Source organism: Cellulomonas sp. P4_D11 (assembly GCF_056401915.1).
The window spans coordinates 1-19546 of sequence record NZ_JBFUIK010000039.1 but is presented as its reverse complement, the minus strand read 5'-3'; the positions used below and the strand labels follow the sequence as shown (position 1 = coordinate 19546).

Genomic DNA, 19546 nt, shown 5'->3' with positions numbered 1-19546 from the left:
CGTGCCGTCTGCCACATCGGACGGGTCCGCCCCTGTTCGGGTGAATGTTCCGTCCTTCGGACCACCCGCGAGCAGGGTCAGCATCGCCCTCGAAGAATTCCACCCGCAAGTCATCGGTTCACAGCGCCGAAGTTGTGATGTCATAGATGCCATGACACCGGACGACGCCGACGGGCGGCTCGCGTATCTCGCGGCCGCAGTGGAGGACGCCATCCCGCTTGCCCTGAGGCAGGAGTGGTCGCAGCGGATCTCGCACGAACCAGTCCTCGTCGCACGGCAGGGAATCTTCTCCGAGCACGGTCGGCCCTTCGCGTACCAGCTCTCCTTCCGGTCGCCGGACCAGCACACGGCGACCGCAGTCTCCTGGAGCTCCCACCAGCACGAGCGCGCAACAGCGCACGTGCTCGGTGCCACCTTCGGTCGCGCGGACCTGGAGCACGTCGCGCACGGCAGGCTGCTCTTCGTGCGGTGCCCGCGGGCCTACCTCGTCGGTGACCTGCCCATCCCCCGCCGCCCGGACCGTCTGGTCATCGAGATCAACGACGCCGTCACGGTGGACAACGCCGTGATCAACGGGATCCGTCGGCTGCGCGAGGAGGGCTTCCGCATCGCCGTCCCGGCGTTCGTGAGCAACCCCAACCAGCGCCGGCTGCTGCCGCACGCGGACTTCGTCAAGATCGACGTCCGGGACCTGGACGTCGAGGGGCCCCCGGTGGTGCACCTCGCACGGTCGTACGGCGCCCTGCTCGTCGCCGAGTACGTGGAGAGCCCGGACACCCTCCGGCACGCGCGCGATCTCGGCTTCACGCTCTTCCAGGGCAACCTGCTCGAGCGCGCGGGCGTGCTCGACCGTGCAGGGGCGCGACGCGTCTCCCTGTAACCGGTCGACCGGCGTGTCCGGTCACAACTGGTTGGTCCGGTCGGGTGAACGGCGTCATAGACCGGCTCCACACCACTCTCATCCGGTGTGACCGTGCCCGTCGTCTCCCCCGCAGTCCCCGCCCGGCTGCCCATCGCGCGCCAACCGATCTGGACCGCCGGCGGCCAGCTGTTCGGCAACGAGTTCCTCTACCGGTCCCGCGACGGCCTCCCCGCGCAGGTCGACCGCTGGGGGTCCGACCGGCAGGACGTGGCCACGGCCTCGGTCCTCGACGTCCTCTTCGGTGACGGCCCCCCGACCAGCAGCACGTTCGCCTTCGTCAACGTCACGCGCTCGTTCCTCGTCGACGACCGCCTGCTGCCCGCCCACGCCGACCGGCTCGTGCTCGAGATCGTCGAGTCCGTCCGTGCCGACGCCACGGTGCTCGCCGGGCTGGACCGGCTCCGGTCGCGGGGTTACCGGATCGCGATCGACGACTTCGCCGCCGAGCCGGACCAGTTGGCGATGATGCCGTACGCCGACTTCGTGAAGATCGACTGCCGCGACGTCCACCGCCTCGGCGACGGGCTCGTGCAGCTCGCCCGCCGACACGGTGCGACGCTCGTCGCCGAGCGCGTCTCCGACACCGGGCTGGTCGACGAGTGCCGAGAGCTGGGCTTCGAGCTGCTGCAGGGCGACGTGCTCGGCCCCGCCGTCACGCTGGGCGTGTAGCTCAGGAGCCGACGGCCCCGGCCACCCGCAGCACCGCCCGCTCGACCGCGAACTTCGGGTCGCGCCCCTCGCCCTTGACCTCGGCGTCCGCCTGCGCGACGGCCGAGATGGCGCTCGCGAGCCCCTCGGGGGTCCAGCGGCGCAGGTCGGCCATCGCGCGGTCGGTCTGCCACGGCGCGAGGCCCAGGTCCCGGACCGCACCGGCGCCGCGGCCGCGGACCGCCGCCACCTTCGCGAGTACCCGGAGCTTGGCCGCCAGCGCGGCGACGATGGGCACCGGGTCGACGCCCGTCGCGAGCGCGTGCCGCAGCAGCGACACCGCCTGCCCGGTCTGCCCGGCCACGGCGGCGTCCGCGACGCGGAACCCGGTCGCCTCGATCCGGCCGCCGTAGTAGCGCTCGACGACCTCAGGACCGATCAGGCCCGTGGTGTCCGCCACGAGCTGTCCGCACGACGCCGCGAGCTCCCGGAGGTCGCTGCCGACCGCGTCGACCAGCGCCCGCACCGCCTGGGCGTCCGCGCGACGGGCCGCCCTACGCAGCTCGGCGGTGACGAAGGCGCTCTTGTCGCCGTCCGACTTGATCGCGTCGCACGCCACCGTGGGGACGCCCATGGTGCGGAGCGTGTCGAGCAGCTTCTTCCCACGCTGGCCGCCCCCGTGCCGCAGGACGAGGACCACGTCGCCCGGCGGCGCGGCGACGTACTCGGTCACGTCGCTCAGCAGCTCGTCGCTCGCGCGCTCGAGGCCGTCGACCACGATGACCTTGTCCTCGGCGAACAGGCTCGGGCTGCTGACCACACCGAGGGTGCCGACGGCGTAGTCGGCGGCGTCGAGACGGGTCACCTCGACCCCGGCGTCCGCGGCGCGTGCGAGCGCCACGACGCGGTCGACCGCGCGGTCCGCGAGGAGGCCCTCCGCGCCACTGACCAGCAGCACGGGGGCGAGCTCGACGGCCTCCCACGAGACGCCCGCGGTGCGGGCGGCGGGGCGGCGGGTTGCAGGTGGCACGCGCACAGCCTGCCAGACGTCACCGACGCTCCGGGTCCGCACCCCGGACGACGAGGAGACGGAGCACGCAGGCGCTCGCCGCGACCAGCACGACCACCCCTGCCCAGCCCGGCAACCAGGCGACCTGCGCGCCCGGCGCGGCGGCAGCGACCCGCGCGACCGCACCGATCCACCAGCACGCCGCACCGGACCCGAGCGCGAGCGCGTGCCCACCGGCCGCCCACCAGGGTGCGACGCAGCCCGCCGCGATGCCCAGCACAGTCGCGGGCGCCAGGGCCGGCGCCACCAGCACGTTCGCCGGCACGGCGTGCAGCGCGACCGTCGGCGTCGCCGCGAGGATCGCCGGCGCGCACACGAGCTGGGCTGCCACCGGCAGGGCTAGCGCGGTGGCCAGCGGGCGCCCGCACCGCGGCTCCCAGCGGTCCGCGAGCGGACCACCGACGAGGACCAGTCCCCCGGTCGCGAGCACCGACAGGACGAAGCCGAGCTCGCCCGCCAGCCACGGGTCGGCGACCAGGAGCACGACGACGGTCGCGGACAGCGCCGCGGGAGCGCGGTGCGGGCGACCGAGCAGGACGCCGAGCACGGCCACCAGACCCATCACCGCGGCCCGCAGCACGCTGGGCGACGGGTGGACGACCAGCACCATCGCGGCCATCGCGGCGACGGTGAGCGCCACCCGAGCCGGCCGGGACAGGCGCACCCCCGACGCGACCGCGAGCACGAGGGCGGCGACGAGGGAGAAGTGCGCGCCCGACACCGCCGTGACGTGCGTCAGGCCCGCGGTACGCATCGCCGCGGCGAGGTCGTCGGGCACGGCCCTCGTGTCGCCGACGCTCACACCCGCCAGCAGCGCCCCCGCATCGCCCGGGAGCGCCGCCGCGAGCCCACGCACGCCGTCGCGGAAGGCGGACGCCGACGCGTCCCAGGGCGGCGCGTCGCCCGTGAGGTCAGCGTCGCCCCCGGTCAGCAGGACCGCGGCGACCCGGTTCCCCGGCTGCCCCGGCCGCACCCGGCCGGAGACGCCGACGCGAGCCCCGTAGGGCACCGACGACCACGACGACGGCCCGAGGACCAGCACGCGGCCCGTCGCCTCCGACGTGCGGCCGCCCGCGGAGACCGAGTCGACCGCGAGCACGCACCGGACGCGCGTCGGCGCCCCGGGCCAGGCGGGGGCCATGACGGTCGGCTCCACGACGACCACGCCCTCGACCCGCCCGGCCCGCTCCTCGCGCGCGAGCTCGGGCAGCAACCCCTGGGCACGGGCCGACATCTGGCTCGATCCGGCCACCAGCACGACGGCGCCTGCGGCGAGCGCGAGGCAGAGCACCGGCACGAGGACGACCGCGCGGCGCGCCGGACCGACCCGTTCGTCTCGGCGTGCGGCGAGCCCGATCCCGGCCGCGGCGAGGCCCAGGAGGACCGCACCGCAGCCCGCGGCGACCGACGGCGGGAGTCGCACGACAGCGAGCGCCGCGAGCCACGCCACAACGGCCGCCGGCAGAAGGCGTACGTCGACCGTGCGCGGCGGGTCGCTGTCGTCAACCTGGTCGGCGATCGCGTCGCCCGGCCGGACCGTCGTCTCGGGCACGGTGCACCGCCGCTCGGTGTCTGGCTCGAGCTGCCCGGCGATCAAGCTCATACCCGCACCAGGTCACGCAGGCGCTCGAGGAGGGTGGGGCCGATGCCCGCGACGTCCGCGAGCTCGTCGACGCTGGAGAACGGCCCGTCCTCGCGGTGCGCGACGATGCGGCCGGCCAGCACGGGACCGATGCCCGGCAGGGAGTCCAGGGCCGCGGCGTCCGCGGAGTTGAGGTCGACGCGGTCGTCGCCGCCCGTCGGCGCCGAGGTCGCTCCGGGCCCGGCAGCGGTCGGCTGGTCCCCGACGGCGGGAACGACGATCTGCTCGCCGTCGACGAGCGGGCGAGCCAGGTTCAACGCGCCCAGCTGGGCGTCGGCGGTGGCGCTGCCCGCGGCGGCGATGGCGTCGACCACGCGCGAGCCGGCGGCGAGGTGCACCACGCCCGGAGCGGCGACGGCACCGACCACGTCCACGACGACCTCGGCGGCCGGCGACGCGCTGCCGGTGGGGGTGCCGAGCGGGGCGGGGACCGGCAACGCCACGGCCGGTCCYGGTGCCAGGGACACGGCGCGCAGCGCGACCCCGCCACCGACCAGCAGGAGCACGGTCCCGGCGCCGGCGGCGACGCGCCACGAGATCGCCCACCGCACCCGGCGCCGCGGGCGTTCGGCCGGCACGACCGGGTCGCCGTGCGCCGCCGTGTAGCCCGCGGCGGCGGACCGGAGCGCGACGCTGGTCCGGGCCGCCGGTCCGGTGGACTGCGGTGGGGCGTCGCCGGGCAACGCGCCCGCTCGCTCCTCCTCGACGGGCCCGGATGTGGTGCTCCGCCGCGGAGCCGGCCGGTCGAGGCGTTCGGGTGTCCGCCCGGCGCCTGGCTCAGGCGGCGGAGCGGCGAGCCTCGGCGCGTCGCGGCCGGGCGCCGGTGTGTCCGGCACCCGCGGCGTCAGGGCGGAGACCGGCGAGGCGCCGACGCTCGGCGCCGGGCCGTCGACATGCGTCTGCGAGTCGGGGACTGGATCCGGCGCCGGCGCCGGCGGTGGGTGTCGGGGCGACGGCTCGACCGGTCGGGTCGGTGCCAACGTCCGGGGCGGCTCCAGGGGACGCCCGGGGTTCGGGCGCGGGGTCGTGAGCGCGGTCAGCCGGGCGGCTCTCGACAGATCCCGGTCACGGCGTGGCACCCGGTGAACCTACGGTCGGGACCGGGGCGCGGGAGGCGGTGCGAGCGGGTCGTCGAGCGGGGCTCGGCGAGCGGGGGCTGTGGGCGGCTCGACGTGGGCAGGCGAGACGCGGTCAGCCGTCGGCGACGACGATCGCGAGCAGGCCGGGGCCGGCGTGGGCGGCCAGGACGGCGCTGGACTCGCAGACCTCCGCCTCGATCAGCAGGTCCCCCGCGGCCTCGCCGATCTCGGCGGCCAGGGTCGCCGCGATCTCGGGCTGGCCGAGGTGGTGCACGGCGACGCGGGCGGACGGGCGGCGTGCGACGTCGGCGACGGCGAGCGCGACGAGGCGCTCGCGGGCGGCGCGGCGGGTGCGCACCTTCTCGAGGACGTCGATGCGCCCGTCGTGCAGCGTGAGGATCGGACGAAGGCCGAGCACGATGCCGATCGCGGTCGCGGGCACGCTCAGCCGACCGCCGCGGCGCAGGTGGTCGAGCGAGTCGACCAGGAACCACACCCGCGTCGTCGCGGCGACGGCTCGCGCGTGGTCGGCGACCTCGTGGCCGCCCGGGAGACGCGGCTCGGGCCCGCGGGAGCGGGCGTGCCACCAGGCCCGGGCGGCCGCGAGCGGACCGGTGGGCGGTGCGGCGGCGTCGGCGGGCTCGGGGCCGACGGAGAAGCGTGCGGCGTCGAGGACGGCGAACCCGAGGGCCATCGCGACAGCCCCGGAGTCGACCACGTGCACGGGCACGGGCGAGCTCTCGGCGGCCAGCTGCGCCGCGCGGACGGTGCCCGACAGCTCGCCCGAGAGGTGGATCGACACGATCTCCCGGGCGCCGGACGCCGCCGCGCGCTCGTAGGCCGCGGCGAAGGCGGCCGGGGGCGGCTGCGACGTCGACACCCTGGCGCCTCGGGTCAGCGCCGCGAGCAGGTCGCCCGGGGACAGGTCCAGCCCTTCGACGTGCCGCTCGCCATCGACCACGACGTCCAGGGGGACGACGCCGATGCCGGAGCGCTCGGCCGCACCCTCGGGCAACGAGGCCGTCGAGTCCGTGACGATGGCGACCGACGGCTGCTCGGGCCGGCGACGGCCGGGCACGGCGATCAGGCCGGCACGACGTTGACGAGCTTGGGCGCCCGGACGACGACCGTCCGGATGTCGCGGCCGTCGAGCGCGCGCTGCACGCCCGCGTCGGCCAGCGCGAGCGCGCGCAGGTCGTCGTCGGAGACGTCGGGCGCCACCTCGGCACGGCCGCGGACCTTGCCCTGCACCTGGAAGATGCACGTGACCGTGTCCTCGACCAGGTACGCGGGGTCGGCCACCGGGAAGGGCTCGTGCGCCAGCGAGCGCTCATGACCCAGGCGCGACCACAGCTCCTCGGCCACGTGCGGCGCGACCGGGGCGGTCATGAGCACGAGGGCCTCGACGGCGGCACGGGGCGTCGTCGGCAACGTGGTCAGGTGGTTGTTCAGGACGATCAGGCGCGAGATCGCCGTGTTGACCCGCATCGCGGCCATGTCCGCGGTGGTGTCGGCGATCGCGCGGTGCAGGATGCGGAGGGTCTCCTCCGAGGGGGCGTCGTCGGACACGACGGTCTCGCCGGTGCTCTCGTCGACGACGTTGCGCCACAGCCGCTGCAGGAAGCGCTGCGACCCGACGACCGCCCGCGTCTCCCACGGGCGGGACAGGTCGAGCGGCCCCATCGACATCTCGTAGACGCGCAGGGTGTCGGCTCCGAAGTCGGCGTACATCTGGTCCGGCGAGACGGCGTTCTTCAGCGACTTGCCGATCTTGCCGTACTCACGGAACACCTCCTGGCCCTTCCAGGAGTACCCCGACTCGACCGACGCGTCCTCGACCACCTCGGACGCCTCGACGTACGCACCGCGCGCGTCGGTGTACGCGTACGCCTGGATGTAGCCCTGGTTGAACAGCCTGTGGAACGGCTCGCCGCTGGAGACGTGGCCCAGGTCGTGCAGCACCTTGTGCCAAAAGCGCGCGTACAGGAGGTGCAGCACGGCGTGCTCCACGCCGCCGACGTACAGGTCGACGCCGCCGATCGAGCCCGGCTTCTGCTCGCCGTGGCCCGGTCCCATCCAGTACTGCTCGAGCGCGGGATCCACCAGCGCCGAGTCGTTGGTCGGGTCCAGGTAGCGCAGGTAGTACCAGCAGGAGCCGGCCCAGTTGGGCATCGTGTTGGTGTCGCGGCGGTACTGCTTCGGGCCGTCGCCCAGGTCGAGCGTGACGTTCACCCAGTCCTCGTTGCGGCCCAGGGGCGGCTCGGGGGTGGAGTGGGCGTCGTCGGCGTCGAACGTACGCGGCGAGTAGTCCGGCACGTCGGGCAGGTTCACCGGCAGGGCGGACTCGGGGACGGCCAGCGGCAGGTCGTGCTCGTCGTAGACGATCGGGAACGGCTCGCCCCAGTAGCGCTGGCGGCTGAACAGCCAGTCGCGCAGGCGGTACGTGATGGTGCCCTCGCCGACGCCCTTGGCCGTCAGCCAGTCGGTGATCGCGGCCTTCGCCTCGGGCACGGACAGCCCGTCGAGGCTGATCTCCTCGTTCGAGGAGTTGATCGCGACGCCGTCGCCGGTGCGCGCGCCCGGCTCGGTGCCCTCGGGGGCGTCGATCGTGTAGACGATCGGCAGGTCGAACGCCTCGGCGAACGCGAAGTCGCGCGCGTCGCCACCCGGCACGGCCATGATGGCGCCGGTGCCGTAGCCCATGAGGACGTAGTCGGCGGTGAACACCGGCAGCAGGTCGCCGTTCACCGGGTTCGCGGCCAGGTGGCCCGTGAACACGCCGGTCTTGCGGCCCGCGTCGGCCTGACGCTCGACCGCGGTCTTGGCAGCCGTCTCGGCGCGGTAGGAGGCGACGGCGTCGGCCGGCGTGCGGTGGCCGCCCGTCCAGCTCGCCTTCGTGCCGTCGGGCCAGGCGGTCGGCACCTCGTCCAGGAGCGGGTGCTCGGGGGCGACCACGACGAACGTGGCGCCGAACAGCGTGTCCGGTCGCGTGGTGAACACCTCGACCTGGTCGCCGCCCTGCACGGCGAAGCGCACACGGGCGCCCGACGAGCGACCGATCCAGTTGCGCTGCATCGCCTTGACCTTGTCGGGCCAGTCGATGAGCTCGAGGTCGTCGATCAGGCGGTCGGCGTAGGCGGTGATGCGCATGTTCCACTGGCGCAGGCTGCGCTGGAACACCGGGAAGTTGCCGCGCTCGGACCGGCCGTCGGCGGTGACCTCCTCGTTGGCCAGCACCGTGCCCAGGCCCGGGCACCAGTTGACGGGCGTCTCGGAGACGTAGGCGAGGCGGTGGGTGTCCAGCACACGCCGGCGCTCGACGTCGTCCAGACCCGCCCACTCGGGGCCGCGCAGCCCGGCGTCGTACTCCGCGACCAGCTCCGCGATCGGGCGCGCCCGGCCGACGCCGCCGTCCGGGCGCGGCGCGGTCTCGTCGTACCAGGAGTCGAAGATCTGCAGGAAGATCCACTGCGTCCAGCGCACGTACGCCGGGTCGATCGTCGCGAACGAGCGGCGCGGGTCGTGCGCGAGGCCCAGGCGGCGCAGCTGGCGCTGCATGATCTCGATGTTCGCCTCGGTGGTGGTGCGCGGGTGCTGGCCCGTCAGCACCGCGTACTGCTCGGCGGGCAGGCCGAACGCGTCGAAGGCCAGCGCGTGCAGCACGTTGTCGCCCTGCATGCGGCGGAAGCGGCCGACGACGTCCGTGGCGATGTACCCCAGCGGGTGGCCGATGTGCAGGCCCGCGCCCGAGGGGTACGGGAACATGTCCATGACGAAGTACGCCGGCTGGTCGACGCCGGCGTGGTTGCCGTCCCCGTCGGTGAGGTCGCCCGAGGGGTTGGCCGCGAAGAAGGTGCCTCGCTCCGCCCACTCGTCCTGCCAGCGCAGCTCGATCTCGCGCGCGAGCTCCGCGGTGTAGCGGAAGGGCACGTCGTCGGTGGCGGTCGGGGCGGGGGCGGGGGCGTCCTGCGAGGTCACCCGGCGAGTTTACCGACCGGCGGTCGTCGCCCCGCACGCGCAGTGCGCCGATCGGGGCGGATCGGGGCCGGTCGAGGCTGGCCGAGGCCGGTCGGTGCAGGGATGGGTGCGCGATCCGTGGGCTCCGGGGCGACGAATGCTGCACCCATCCCTGCACCCATCCCTGCATCCACCCTCCTGCGGCGGCCGGTCGCCCACGAGGCTCGATCGACGGTCGCCTCGAGAGGAGGGCCGATGCCGGCCGTATGCTCCGGACATGTCGGACACGCCAGCGTCGGCCCCCGCCTCGCCCACCCCTGACCTCGCGGCCCTGCGCGCCGCCGCGGCGCAGGCCGCCGCTGAGGCGGCCGAGGCGAAGGCGCTGGCCGCGGCGGCCGCTCTCGAGGCCGCGGAGGCGGCGGCAGCCGCGACGACGCCACCGGCCACGACGCCACCGCCGGCCGCGACGCCGCCGCCCGAGCCACCGGACTCGTCGGCAACGCCACCGGCTGCGGTACCGCCGGCCACGTCACCGGCCTCGTCGGCAGCCCCGCTCTCGGCGCACGCCGCCGAGATCGTCGCCGGCTACACCTTCGCCGGCCCGATGCTGCCGCTGGGGGCCCTGGTCGAGGACGACGTCGCGGTGCCCGGCGCGGTCGTCGGCATCCCGCTGGGCATGATGAACCGCCACGGGCTGGTGGCCGGTGCCACCGGCACGGGCAAGACCAAGACGCTGCAGGTGCTGGCCGAGGGGCTGTCCGCCGCGGGCGTGCCGGTGTTCGTCGCGGACATCAAGGGCGACCTCTCCGGCTCGCCGTGCCCGGCACGCCGAGCGAGAAGCTGCTGGCCCGCACGGCGAGCCTGGGCCAGGACTGGGTCTCGACGTCGTCGACCGTCGAGTTCCTCAGCCTCGGCGGGCTCGGCCAGGGCACCCCGGTCCGCACCACCGTCACCGACTTCGGTCCGCTGCTGCTGGGCAAGGTGCTCGGGCTCAATGCCACGCAGGAGTCCAGCCTCGGCCTGCTCATGCACTGGGCCGACACGCAGGGGCTCGCGCTGCTCGACCTCAAGGACCTGCAGGCCACGATCGCGTACCTGATCAGCGACGAGGGCAAGCCGCAGCTCAAGGGCATCGGCGGGCTGTCGGCGGCGACCGCCGGGGTCATCCTGCGCGAGATCGTCGCCCTGCAGGCGCAGGGCGCCGACGCCTTCTTCGGCGAGCCGGCGTTCGACGTGTCCGAGCTGCTGCGGACCGCACCCGGCGGTCGCGGCGTGATCAGCGCCCTGGAGCTGCCGGCCGTGCAGGACCGACCCGCGCTGTTCTCCACGTTCCTCATGTGGCTGCTGGCGGAGCTGTTCCAGGAGCTGCCGGAGGTGGGCGACCCCGACAAGCCCCGGCTCGTGTTCTTCTTCGACGAGGCGCACCTGCTGTTCACCGGGGCGTCGGCGGACTTCCTCACGCAGGTCACGCAGACGGTCCGGCTGATCCGGTCGAAGGGCGTCGGCGTCTTCTTCGTGACCCAGAGCCCGAAGGACGTGCCGGCCGACGTGCTGGGTCAGCTGGGCAACCGGGTGCAGCACGCGCTGCGGGCGTTCACGCCGGACGACGCCACGGCGCTGCGGGCGGCGGCGCGCACGTTCCCGAGGTCGCCGTACGACCTCGAGCAGCTGCTGCAGTCGCTGGGCACCGGCGAGGCGGTCGTCACCGTGCAGTCGGAGCGCGGCACCCCGACGCCGGTCGCGTGGACGCGGCTGCGCGCGCCGCAGTCGTCGATGGAGCCGATGCCGGCGACCGACCTGGCGGCGGCGGTCGCGGCGTCGCCGCTGTCGGCCCGGTATGCGGTCGCCGTCGACCGGGAGTCGGCCTACGAGCTGCTGGCGGTCCGGGCCGAGAAGGCGCAGGACGCGGCCCGGCGGGCCGAGGAGGCGGAGCGGGCCGCGGACGAGGCCGCGCGCCGGGCGAAGGAGGCCCGGCAGGCGGCGCCCCGCAGGTCGTCCAGCCGGACGAGCCCGCTGGACAGCCTGCTGCGGTCAGCGGGAACTCAGCTCGGGCGTGAGATCACGCGCTCGATCTTCGGCACCCGCCGGCGCTGAGGGCAGCGTCCGCTCAGGAACCGGACCCCGCCCGAACACCAGCACGACGACGAGCCCGACCGCGGTCAGCCCGGCACCGACCCACGCCGGCGCGAGGTAGCCGAAGCCCCCGGCGATGACCAGGCCGCCGACGAACGCGCCGGTCGCGTTGCCCAGGTTGAGCGCGGAGTGGCACAGGGCCGCACCGAGCGACGGTGCCGCAGGCGACACGTCCATCAGCCGGGTCTGCAGCGACAGACCGAGGACCTGCGACGTCACGCCGAGCATCACGAGCGCGAGCACCGCCGGCACGGGGTAGGACCCCACGAGCGCGATCGCGACGAGCACGACGATGGTCGCGACCATGCCGCCGATCACCGTGCCCATCACCGACCGGTCCGCCAGCCGTCCGCCGACCACCGTGCCGATCGTCATGCCGATGCCGTACAGCGCGAGCACCAGCGGCACGAGGGCGACGCCGAGACCGGTCACCTCGGTGAGCAGCGGCTTGACGTAGGAGTAGACCGCGAACATGCCGCCGAACCCGACCGCGCCGGCGCCGAACGCGATCCACAGCCGGCGGTTGCGCAGCGCGCCGAGCTCGGTGCGCACGGTGGTGCCCGGTGCCGACGGCAGCGAGGGCGTCCACGCCCAGAGGGCGGCGAGCGTCACGAGGCCGAGCGCACCGACACCGACGAACGCCCAGCGCCAGCCGACGGCGTGCCCGACGATCGCGGTCAGCGGCACCCCGACGGCGCACGCGACGGTTAGGCCGGCCATCATCGCGGCGACCGCGCGCCCGCGCCGTTCCGGACCGACGACGGCGGTGCCCATCACCGCGCCGACGCCGAAGAACGCGCCGTGCGGCAGCCCGGCGAGGAACCGCGCCAGGACCAGCCAGCCCATGGTCGGCGCGAACGCGGAGAGCACGTTGCCCACGGTGAACGCCACCATGAGCAGCAGCAGGAGCCGACGACGGTCGAGCCGGGCGCCGAGCGCGGCGAGCGTGGGAGCGCCGACGACCACGCCGAGCGCGTACGCCGTGATGGCGTTGCCCGCGGTCGGGATGGAGACGTCGAGGTCCGCGGCGATCTCCGGCAGCAGGCCCATCGTCGCGAACTCGGTGGTGCCGATGCCGAACCCGCCGAGCGCGAGGGCGAACAGCGCGGCGCGCGAGCGCGCGGGCGTGAGCGTGACCAACGACGGCCCTCCGAACGAATCGATTCGATATCGGTGCGGAGTACGCCGTCGTCAGCTCCGGTGGATGGCGCCCAGCGTACGTCAGGCGGTCGGGACGAGCCAGATCGCCCGCGCCGCGACCTCGCCCAGATCCACGGTCCGCGCACCGACGCGCACGGAGATCACGCCCGCGACCGTGCGGCGCTCGACGACGGTCACCGCGGCGTCGAGCAGCAGGTCGACCGACTCCAGGTAGCGCAGCAGGCCCGGGTCGGCATCGGAGATGCGGGCCACGGCCCACTCCCCCGGCTCCACGTCCCAGAGCACGCTCGCCGCCGGCGGGTCGAACGAGCCGTCGGCGCCCGGGATCGGGTCGCCGTGCGGGTCCCGGCGCGGGTGGCCCAGCTGGGCGGAGATCCGCTCGACGAACAGGTCCGACACGGCGTGCTCGAGCACCTCGGCCTCGTCGTGGACCTCGTCCCAGCCGTAGCCCAGCACCTCGACGAGGAACGTCTCGATGAGGCGGTGGCGCCGGACGACAGCCAGCGCGTGCCGCTCGCCGTCGGCCGTGAGCTCGATCGCGCCGTAGGGCTGGTGCGTGACCAGGCCGGCCTCGGCGAGGCGGCGGACCGTCTCGGAGACCGTCGACGCCCCGACCCCCAGGCGCGTGGCCAGCATCTTGGTGGTGACAGGCTGCTCCGACCACTCGCGGGCGGACCACACGACCTTGAGGTAGTCCTGCGTGACGGCGCTCAGCTCGGGTGTCGTCGGCGTGCTCACACCGTCCAGACTAGGGCGCGCTCACCGGCCGTCGACGCTCCAGTGCCACGGCGAGCACGCGGCCGACCACGGCCTGGAGAACCTGCCCAGTGCGTGCGGACCAGATCACACGGGTGACGGGGTGCCGCCCGGGCTCGGCAGGGTCGGCTCCACCGGCGTCGCCGGCCAGAGCAGCCGGGGGCTCACGCTCGCGCTGGCGTCGGGCCGGACCTGCACCAGCTGGTAGTCGACGAACCGCCGCTCGTCGGGGTCCCAGCGCAGCACGGTCATCTCCGCGACCCCGTTCAGCGGCCCCACGGTCGGCTGGCCGAGCGTGGCCCCCGCCGTGCTGGAGCTGATGTAGCGGATGCCGAGGCCGACGCGCTCGGGACCGTACCGCTTGTGCAGGTGCCCCGAGATCTGCGCGGGGACGCAGCCGCTCGCGAGCGCGGGCTGCCCGACGGCAGGGGTGTGGATGAGCAGCAGGTCGACGCCGTCGGGGTCGTCGCACGCGACGTCGGCCAGGCGGTCGCCCTCCTCCTTCGCCGACTCCTTGCCCGCCTGCGCCGTTCCGCCGGCACCCACGCGCGTCTCGTTCGGGTCCCGGTCCCCCAGGATCCGCATGCCGTCCACCTCGACGACGGAGCCGTCCAGCACGGTCGCCCCGGCCTTGGCGTAGTTACCCGTCGTCTGCCGGGAGTCGTGGTTGCCGGGCGAGGTGACCAGCTCCACCCCGGACGGGATGGCGCGGGCGAACGTCGTCACGCAGTACTGCTCGACCGACGTGCCGTTGAGCGTCGTGTCGCCCGCGTCGAGCACGAGGTCCGCCTTCGACCGCAGCACGAGCGTGCGGATCAGGGGCGCCATGCCGACGTTGCAGTGCAGGTCGGACACCAGGACGACCGTGACGAGGTCGGCGGGGTCGGCCGTTGCCGTCGGGCTCGGCGAGGTGCCGCTCGGCTCGGGTGCGGGCCACGCGTCGAGAGACTCCTCGCGGTCGTCCCACGCGACCTTCAGCGACGCGTTCGCCTCGGAGTAGAACTTCTCGTTCTTGCGCAGCTCGGCGACGACCTGACCGCCGTAGGTGTCGATCACGCCTCCGAGCCGCCCGGTGACGCGCGCCCCCTCGAGCGGGGTCCCGTCGAACACCGCGGACGCAGGGCGCGACGGCGACGGCTGGTCACGGCGACCCAGGCTCGAGGTGGTCACCGTGGCGACGAGGGCGACGACGCCGACCGCCACCACCGCGGACCGCAGGTGCGGGCGGAGCCGGACCCGGAGCTCCTCGCGGCGCGCCGCGCCCAGCAGCAGCCGCACGAGCCACCACGCGGCGACCAGGACGACGAGCGCCAGGGCGGTCCGGGCCAGCGCCTGCTCGACCAGCGCGCGGGCCACGTCCTCGAGCGTCGCCTGCGGACCCGAGAAGAACTGCAGATAGCTCTGCAGGTCGCCGCTGAGCGCCTGGAGGGTGCGCGACTGGTCCAGCTGGGTCACCGAGGCGGGGATCTCCTGCACCGTGACCCGCACGCCGAGGGTCAGCGGCAGCGGCGAGTCGATCTGCAGCGTCCCGAGCGGCCCGAGGTCGACCGTCACGGTGTCGTCCGTCGTCACGTCGTAGCGCGCCTCGTGCGGGCCGAGGCTGCCCTCGACCGACGCGGTCGTGATGCCGAACACGAGGGCGACGAGCACCGCGGCGACCACCAGGAGGGCGCGCGGCCACCATCGTCGCTCGACGGCGGGTGGCGGGCCGCTCGGGTGGCTCATCGCCGCCGAGCCTATGCCGGGAAGTGCCCGATCAGGCCTGCGCGTCGCGCCAGGCCACCCACTCGGCGGCAAGCGAGAGGTCGTAGTCCGGACCGCTGGTGCCGATCGTGAAGAGCGTCGCACCGGCGGCGACGAGGGCGTCGGCCACCTTCGCCGGCGGGGCCCCCACGCCCACGGACCGCTCGACCAGGGAGCCCGTGTCGCGGCCGACGTCGGCGCCGTGCTCGTCGAGGATCGCGCTCTTGCGGGTCAGCGTGCCGACATCTCCGAACGAGTGCCACACGTCCGCGTGCTCCGCGACGACCCGCAGCGTCTTGCGCTCGCCGCCGCCACCGATGAGCACCGGGATCTCACGCGTCGGGGCCGGGTTGGAGGCCGCCCAGCGCGCCTTGATCCGCGGGAGAGCCTGCGCCAGGTCCGCGATCCGCGCGCCGGCCGTGCCGAACTCGTAGCCGAACTGGTCGTAGTCCTTCTCGAACCAGCCCGCGCCGATGCCGAGGATCAGCCGGCCGTCGCTGATGTGGTCGACGGTCCGCGCCATGTCCGCCAACAGCTCGGGGTTGCGGTAGGAGTTGCACGTGACCAGCGCGCCGATCTGCACGCGGCTGGTCTGCTCGGCCCAGGCGCCCAGCATCGTCCAGCACTCGAAGTGCTTGCCGTCCGGGTCGCCCGACAGCGGGAAGAAGTGGTCCCAGTTGAAGATGATGTCGACGCCGAGGTCCTCCGCGCGGCTCACGGCGTCGCGGAGCTGTGCGTAGTCGGCGTGCTGGGGCTGGAGCTGGACTCCGATGCGGAAGGGGTGCGTCATGGTCCCGAGCCTACGGACGGCTCCCGGATCCAGCCGCCGGAGAAGCGGACAGGATCTGACCTGACCCTGCCGGATGCTGATTCTCCTGACAACGAAGGAGTCACCATGGACATGAAGCTGGAGCTCGTCTCCGTCCCCGTCGCGGACATCGACCGCGCCAAGGCGTTCTACGTCGACCAGGTCGGGTTCACCGCCGACCACGACGTCCCCGTCGACGAGAACCTGCGGTTCGTGCAGCTCACGCCTCCGGGCTCGGCGTGCTCGATCGTGCTCGACGTGAACATGACGTCCATGCCGCCCGGCGCGCAGCAGGGCCTGCAGGTGGTGGTGGACGATGCCGACGCCACCTACGCGTACCTGGTCGCCCGGGGCGTCGCCGCCGAGCCCGTCGTCGAGTTCCCCTGGGGGCGGTTCACCTTCTTCGCCGACCCCGACGGCAACCGCTGGGCCGTGCAGCAGATCGTGCGCCGCTGACCGGGACGGGGTGGCGCGCGGCGCGGGGCTCCCGCACAGTGGTCTCACCCGGACCACCCAGGTAGGCGACAGCCGCTGCGACACCGAGGATGCCGATGCCACTGACCCTGCTGGGCGCGATCCTGCTCGTGACCGGGTTCGCCGCCGCCGTGCTGCTCGAGCGCCGCCGCGCGGACTCGCCCGCCGCCGACTGGTACCCCGACCCGACCTCGACCGTGCCGCGCCGCCGGCGGTGGGACGGTCAGGCGTGGCACCCGACGGTGGCGGACGGGCCGACGGCCGCCCCGCGCGGACGCCGCTTCCGCGGCCGCTTCTGGGGGGCGTGGGTGTGGTTCTTCGTCGCGGCGGTCGTCATCCTCGGCGTGGGCTCCGCCCTGTACACGTCGTCCGAGGACGTCACCGTGATGGGCTGGACGAGCTTCCTCGCGATGTCCCTGGTGTGCGCGGGCTTCTACCGGTTCCTGGCCCGGCAGGTCGCGCTCGACGAGGTCGTCGGACCCCTGTCCGTCCTGGCGGGGACGGTCGCCGGCGCCGGGGCGACCCTGCTGATCGCGCTCAACCTCAACGACCTCATCATCGAGAACCTCGGCGGCGTGCAGACGGCGACCAGGACCGTGGGCTTCACCGAGGAGCTGGCCAAGCTCGTGGTACCGCTCGCGCTCTTCCTCGTCGGCCGCTACCGCAACCCGCGCGCCGGGATCGCCATGGGCATCGCGGCGGGCTTCGGGTTCGCGATCACGGAGACGACGCTGTACGCCTACGAGACCGCGGCGGCCAGCGGGCCGAACTTCTGCGGGGCGGTCACGCCCGAGGCGACGCCGTTGCTCGTCATCCAGGCCCAGGTCGCGCGGATCTGGACGGTCTCGCCGCTGCACTGGCTGTGGACGGGGATCGCGGTCGCGGTCGCCTGGCGGCTGTGGCGCGTCTACGGCGGTCGCGGGACGCCGGCTGCGGTCGGCGTGATCCTCGCCGTCATGGTGGTGCACTCCGCCAACGACACCTCGTCGACGCTGGGCTGCGGCAGCCCGGGGGTCTCGTTCCTCCTGCAGGTGTTCCGCTGGGCGCTGTTCGTCGCGACCTACCTCGTGTTCAAGGCGGTGGTCCGCAAGTCCACGCCGCCCGAGCTCATCGGGGTCGTCAGCACGGGCTGGACACCCAAGCACCTGGGCGCGGTCCCGGTCGGTGCCGACGACGCACCCGCGTTCACGCAGCCCTCGGAGCCTCCGCCGCCGGACGTGGCGGGTCGGTGATGACGAGCACGCTCAGCGCGCGTCGGCGGCCGCCGCGATGAGCAGTTCGGCAGCACCGCGGATCTGCTCGATCTGCTCGGACGTCAGGCCCAGCCCGTCGACCATCGCGGCGGGGATCCCGACGGCCGATGCCCGCATCGCCCGGCCGGCCTCGGTCACGACGATGTCCAGCGCGCGCTCGTCGTCCGCGGCACGCTCCCGCCGGACGAGACCCATGACCTCGAGCCGCTTGACCAGCGGCGACGCCGTGGCGGGCTCGAGGTGCAGCAGCGCCGCGAGCTCCTTGAGGGACAGCCGCCCGTACTGCCAGAGCGCGAGCATCGCGAGGTACTGCGGGTGCGTGAGCCCGAGCGGCTCGAGCAGCGGCCGGTAGAACGCGACGAGGCTGCGGGCCGCCGCCGACACGGTCAGGCAGACCTGGGCCTCGACGGCGAGCGGATCATCCATGCCCGCATGGTAGGTCGGGTGCGTATAGTTAGTGCACGAACTAGTCAGGAGGACCCGTGCCGAAGAAGCGTCGCCGCGACATGACCGAGTGGTGGCTCACCTACCTGGGCCCCGCGCAGGTGGGCAACATCCGCGGACCGCACAAGGCCCTCACGGACGACGAGCGCGCCCGCGACGCCGAGCTCCAGCAGGGGTTCGAGCGCGTGGTCGACGCGAGCGGGCGGTCGTTCCTGGTGCAGCGTCCCGCTACTGGTAGCTGACCAGGTCCGGGACCGGCTGGACCTGGTACGTCTGCGTCGGGTCGAGCATCGGCTCGTCCTCGTCGTAGAAGTTCTTCCAGCCCCAGTGCACCGGCGGCGCGTCGGCCCGCAGGGAGCTCCAGGTGCCGGCCTTCGCCGGCTGCGACCCCTGGCCGTCGACGTGGATGACGATCGCGAGCTCGTCGCGCGAGGTGTCCAGCCGGGCGCGGTCGGCGATCATCCGGCCCGCGAACTGGTGCAGGACGAGCATCTTCTGCGGGAGCGCGCGCTGCGCCGTGAAGTCAGCCAGCCACGCGATGACGCCGTTGACCTCGTCGACGCTCACCGAGCCGATCTGCTTGAGGTGCACCTGGTCCGGTGCCAGGCGCCACTCGGGGTCGAGGGCGAGCCCGACGTACGGCAGCGCCAGCAGCTCCGCGTACTGCTGGGCCTGGGTGAGGAAGTCGGTGCGGCCAGGCTGCAGGTCGAGCACGACCGCCATGCCCGCCGCCCCCGCCGCCTCGACCAGGGGACGCAGGTCGGCCACGGCGCGCTCGTCGGAGTAGTTGCCGTCCGGCCCCGGCCCGCCGGACGCGATCGTGGCGATGATCTCGACGGCGGGCACGATCGTGTCGCCCGTGAGCGCGACGTACGGCGTCGCCGTGGTGACGGCGCGGGCCAGCGTCGCGGGGACGTCCTGCTCCCCCAGCACGCCGAGCGCCTTCGAGCCCGGCGTGCCGTAGAGGGCCACGTACTTCTTGCCCGGCACGCCCGGGACCTGCGGGAACACCAGCTGGCCGCCGCCGCCGACGAGCACGCCCGTCCGGGCCGTCGCGACGCGGCGGGCCAGCTGGTCCGGCGCGCCGAACGCCGCGCCGAGCGCGATCGTGTGGTCGKGGGCGGCCGCGGCGATCGCCTGGACCCCCGGCGTCGTGGCGCGTGGGTCGCCGCCCGGGGTGTCGAGCACCGGCACGCCCGCCGCGCGGATCGTCGCCAGGGCGGCGACCGGGTCGACGCCGACGCCGGTGACGGCGACCGTGCCCCCGACCGCCCCGGGCGGGCGCGAGCGCGGGAGGGCCGGCGGGGTCGGCGTCGGTGACGCGCTCGTCGTCGGGGTGGGCGACGTCGGTGACGCGCTCGCCGTCGGGGTGGGCGACGGCGTCGGGGGCGGCGCGACCGGGACGGCGCCGGCGACGACGAGCACGGCCGGCGCGGGCGACGCCAGGGCGCGGACCG

The 19546-nt window shown here is 74.4% G+C and carries 16 protein-coding genes and 1 pseudogene; 6 read left to right on the top strand and 11 right to left on the bottom strand.

Annotated features, from left to right (window positions below):
• Positions 1 to 151 precede the first annotated feature (151 nt).
• On the top strand, positions 152 to 880 hold the full coding sequence (locus AC1DT4_RS17915) for an EAL and HDOD domain-containing protein (RefSeq protein WP_477091122.1): 729 nt from the start codon (positions 152 to 154) through the stop codon (positions 878 to 880).
• An 87-nt stretch (positions 881 to 967) separates the two neighbouring features.
• Entirely contained in the window at positions 968 to 1591 is a 624-nt protein-coding gene (locus AC1DT4_RS17910; RefSeq protein ID WP_477091121.1) for an EAL domain-containing protein, read from the top strand.
• A 1-nt stretch (position 1592) separates the two neighbouring features.
• Here AC1DT4_RS17910 and holA read toward each other — a convergent pair whose 3' ends face one another.
• The 5 genes from holA to leuS all read right to left on the bottom strand — a co-directional run bounded on the left by holA (position 1593) and on the right by leuS (position 9338).
• Positions 1593 to 2600, bottom strand: coding sequence for a DNA polymerase III subunit delta (holA, locus tag AC1DT4_RS17905; RefSeq protein WP_477091120.1), 1008 nt, complete (start codon positions 2598 to 2600; stop codon positions 1593 to 1595).
• A 19-nt stretch (positions 2601 to 2619) separates the two neighbouring features.
• On the bottom strand, positions 2620 to 4242 hold the full coding sequence (locus AC1DT4_RS17900; RefSeq protein ID WP_477091119.1) for a ComEC/Rec2 family competence protein: 1623 nt from the start codon (positions 4240 to 4242) through the stop codon (positions 2620 to 2622).
• On the bottom strand, positions 4239 to 4964 hold the full coding sequence (locus AC1DT4_RS17895; protein WP_477091118.1) for a ComEA family DNA-binding protein: 726 nt from the start codon (positions 4962 to 4964) through the stop codon (positions 4239 to 4241). Before AC1DT4_RS17895 ends, AC1DT4_RS17900 begins: the two co-directional genes overlap by 4 nt.
• Before the next feature lie 508 nt (positions 4965 to 5472).
• Positions 5473 to 6438, bottom strand: coding sequence for a DegV family protein (locus AC1DT4_RS17890; protein WP_477091117.1), 966 nt, complete (start codon positions 6436 to 6438; stop codon positions 5473 to 5475).
• 5 nt (positions 6439 to 6443) lie between these two features.
• Entirely contained in the window at positions 6444 to 9338 is a 2895-nt protein-coding gene (leuS, locus tag AC1DT4_RS17885) for a leucine--tRNA ligase (protein WP_477091116.1), read from the bottom strand.
• 256 nt (positions 9339 to 9594) lie between these two features.
• Here leuS and AC1DT4_RS17880 point away from each other — a divergent pair.
• A pseudogene (locus AC1DT4_RS17880) lies at positions 9595 to 11411 on the top strand (helicase HerA-like domain-containing protein).
• Here the strand turns inward: AC1DT4_RS17880 and AC1DT4_RS17875 are convergent.
• From AC1DT4_RS17875 to AC1DT4_RS17860, 4 genes are all read right to left on the bottom strand, one after another.
• Positions 11349 to 12590 carry an MFS transporter gene (locus tag AC1DT4_RS17875; RefSeq protein WP_477091115.1) on the bottom strand — a complete coding sequence of 414 codons (1242 nt, stop codon included), beginning with the start codon at positions 12588 to 12590 and terminating at the stop codon, positions 11349 to 11351. The pseudogene AC1DT4_RS17880 and the gene AC1DT4_RS17875 overlap by 63 nt on opposite strands.
• An 81-nt stretch (positions 12591 to 12671) precedes the next feature.
• The gene (locus AC1DT4_RS17870) at positions 12672 to 13349 is read right to left on the bottom strand and encodes a metal-dependent transcriptional regulator (RefSeq protein ID WP_477091114.1); all 678 of its coding nucleotides are present in this window, start codon (positions 13347 to 13349) and stop codon (positions 12672 to 12674) included.
• A gap of 105 nt (positions 13350 to 13454) precedes the next feature.
• Complete coding sequence (locus tag AC1DT4_RS17865) at positions 13455 to 15092, bottom strand: metallophosphoesterase family protein (RefSeq protein WP_477091113.1); 1638 nt, start codon at positions 15090 to 15092, stop codon at positions 13455 to 13457.
• 31 nt (positions 15093 to 15123) lie between these two features.
• On the bottom strand, positions 15124 to 15900 hold the full coding sequence (locus AC1DT4_RS17860) for an LLM class F420-dependent oxidoreductase (RefSeq protein WP_477091112.1): 777 nt from the start codon (positions 15898 to 15900) through the stop codon (positions 15124 to 15126).
• A gap of 105 nt (positions 15901 to 16005) precedes the next feature.
• Here AC1DT4_RS17860 and AC1DT4_RS17855 point away from each other — a divergent pair, with 105 nt between their 5' ends.
• Together AC1DT4_RS17855 and AC1DT4_RS17850 are read left to right on the top strand one after the other, a co-directional pair.
• The gene (locus AC1DT4_RS17855; RefSeq protein ID WP_477091111.1) at positions 16006 to 16374 is read left to right on the top strand and encodes a VOC family protein; all 369 of its coding nucleotides are present in this window, start codon (positions 16006 to 16008) and stop codon (positions 16372 to 16374) included.
• A 95-nt stretch (positions 16375 to 16469) separates the two neighbouring features.
• A complete protein-coding gene (locus AC1DT4_RS17850; RefSeq protein WP_477091110.1) occupies positions 16470 to 17624 on the top strand; it encodes a PrsW family glutamic-type intramembrane protease in 1155 nt (384 codons plus the stop codon).
• Positions 17625 to 17636: 12 nt separating this feature from the next.
• Here AC1DT4_RS17850 and AC1DT4_RS17845 read toward each other — a convergent pair whose 3' ends face one another.
• On the bottom strand, positions 17637 to 18071 hold the full coding sequence (locus AC1DT4_RS17845; RefSeq protein ID WP_477091109.1) for a MarR family winged helix-turn-helix transcriptional regulator: 435 nt from the start codon (positions 18069 to 18071) through the stop codon (positions 17637 to 17639).
• Between the two features lie 56 nt (positions 18072 to 18127).
• On the opposite strand from AC1DT4_RS17845, the gene AC1DT4_RS17840 reads away from it, so the two are divergent.
• Positions 18128 to 18331 carry a hypothetical protein gene (locus AC1DT4_RS17840; RefSeq protein ID WP_477091108.1) on the top strand — a complete coding sequence of 68 codons (204 nt, stop codon included), beginning with the start codon at positions 18128 to 18130 and terminating at the stop codon, positions 18329 to 18331.
• Here the strand turns inward: AC1DT4_RS17840 and AC1DT4_RS17835 are convergent.
• Positions 18318 to 19546 (bottom strand): hypothetical protein (locus AC1DT4_RS17835; protein ID WP_477091107.1); only part of this gene is annotated, 1229 nt, incomplete at its 5' end. The two genes, AC1DT4_RS17840 and AC1DT4_RS17835, sit on opposite strands and share 14 nt — an antisense overlap.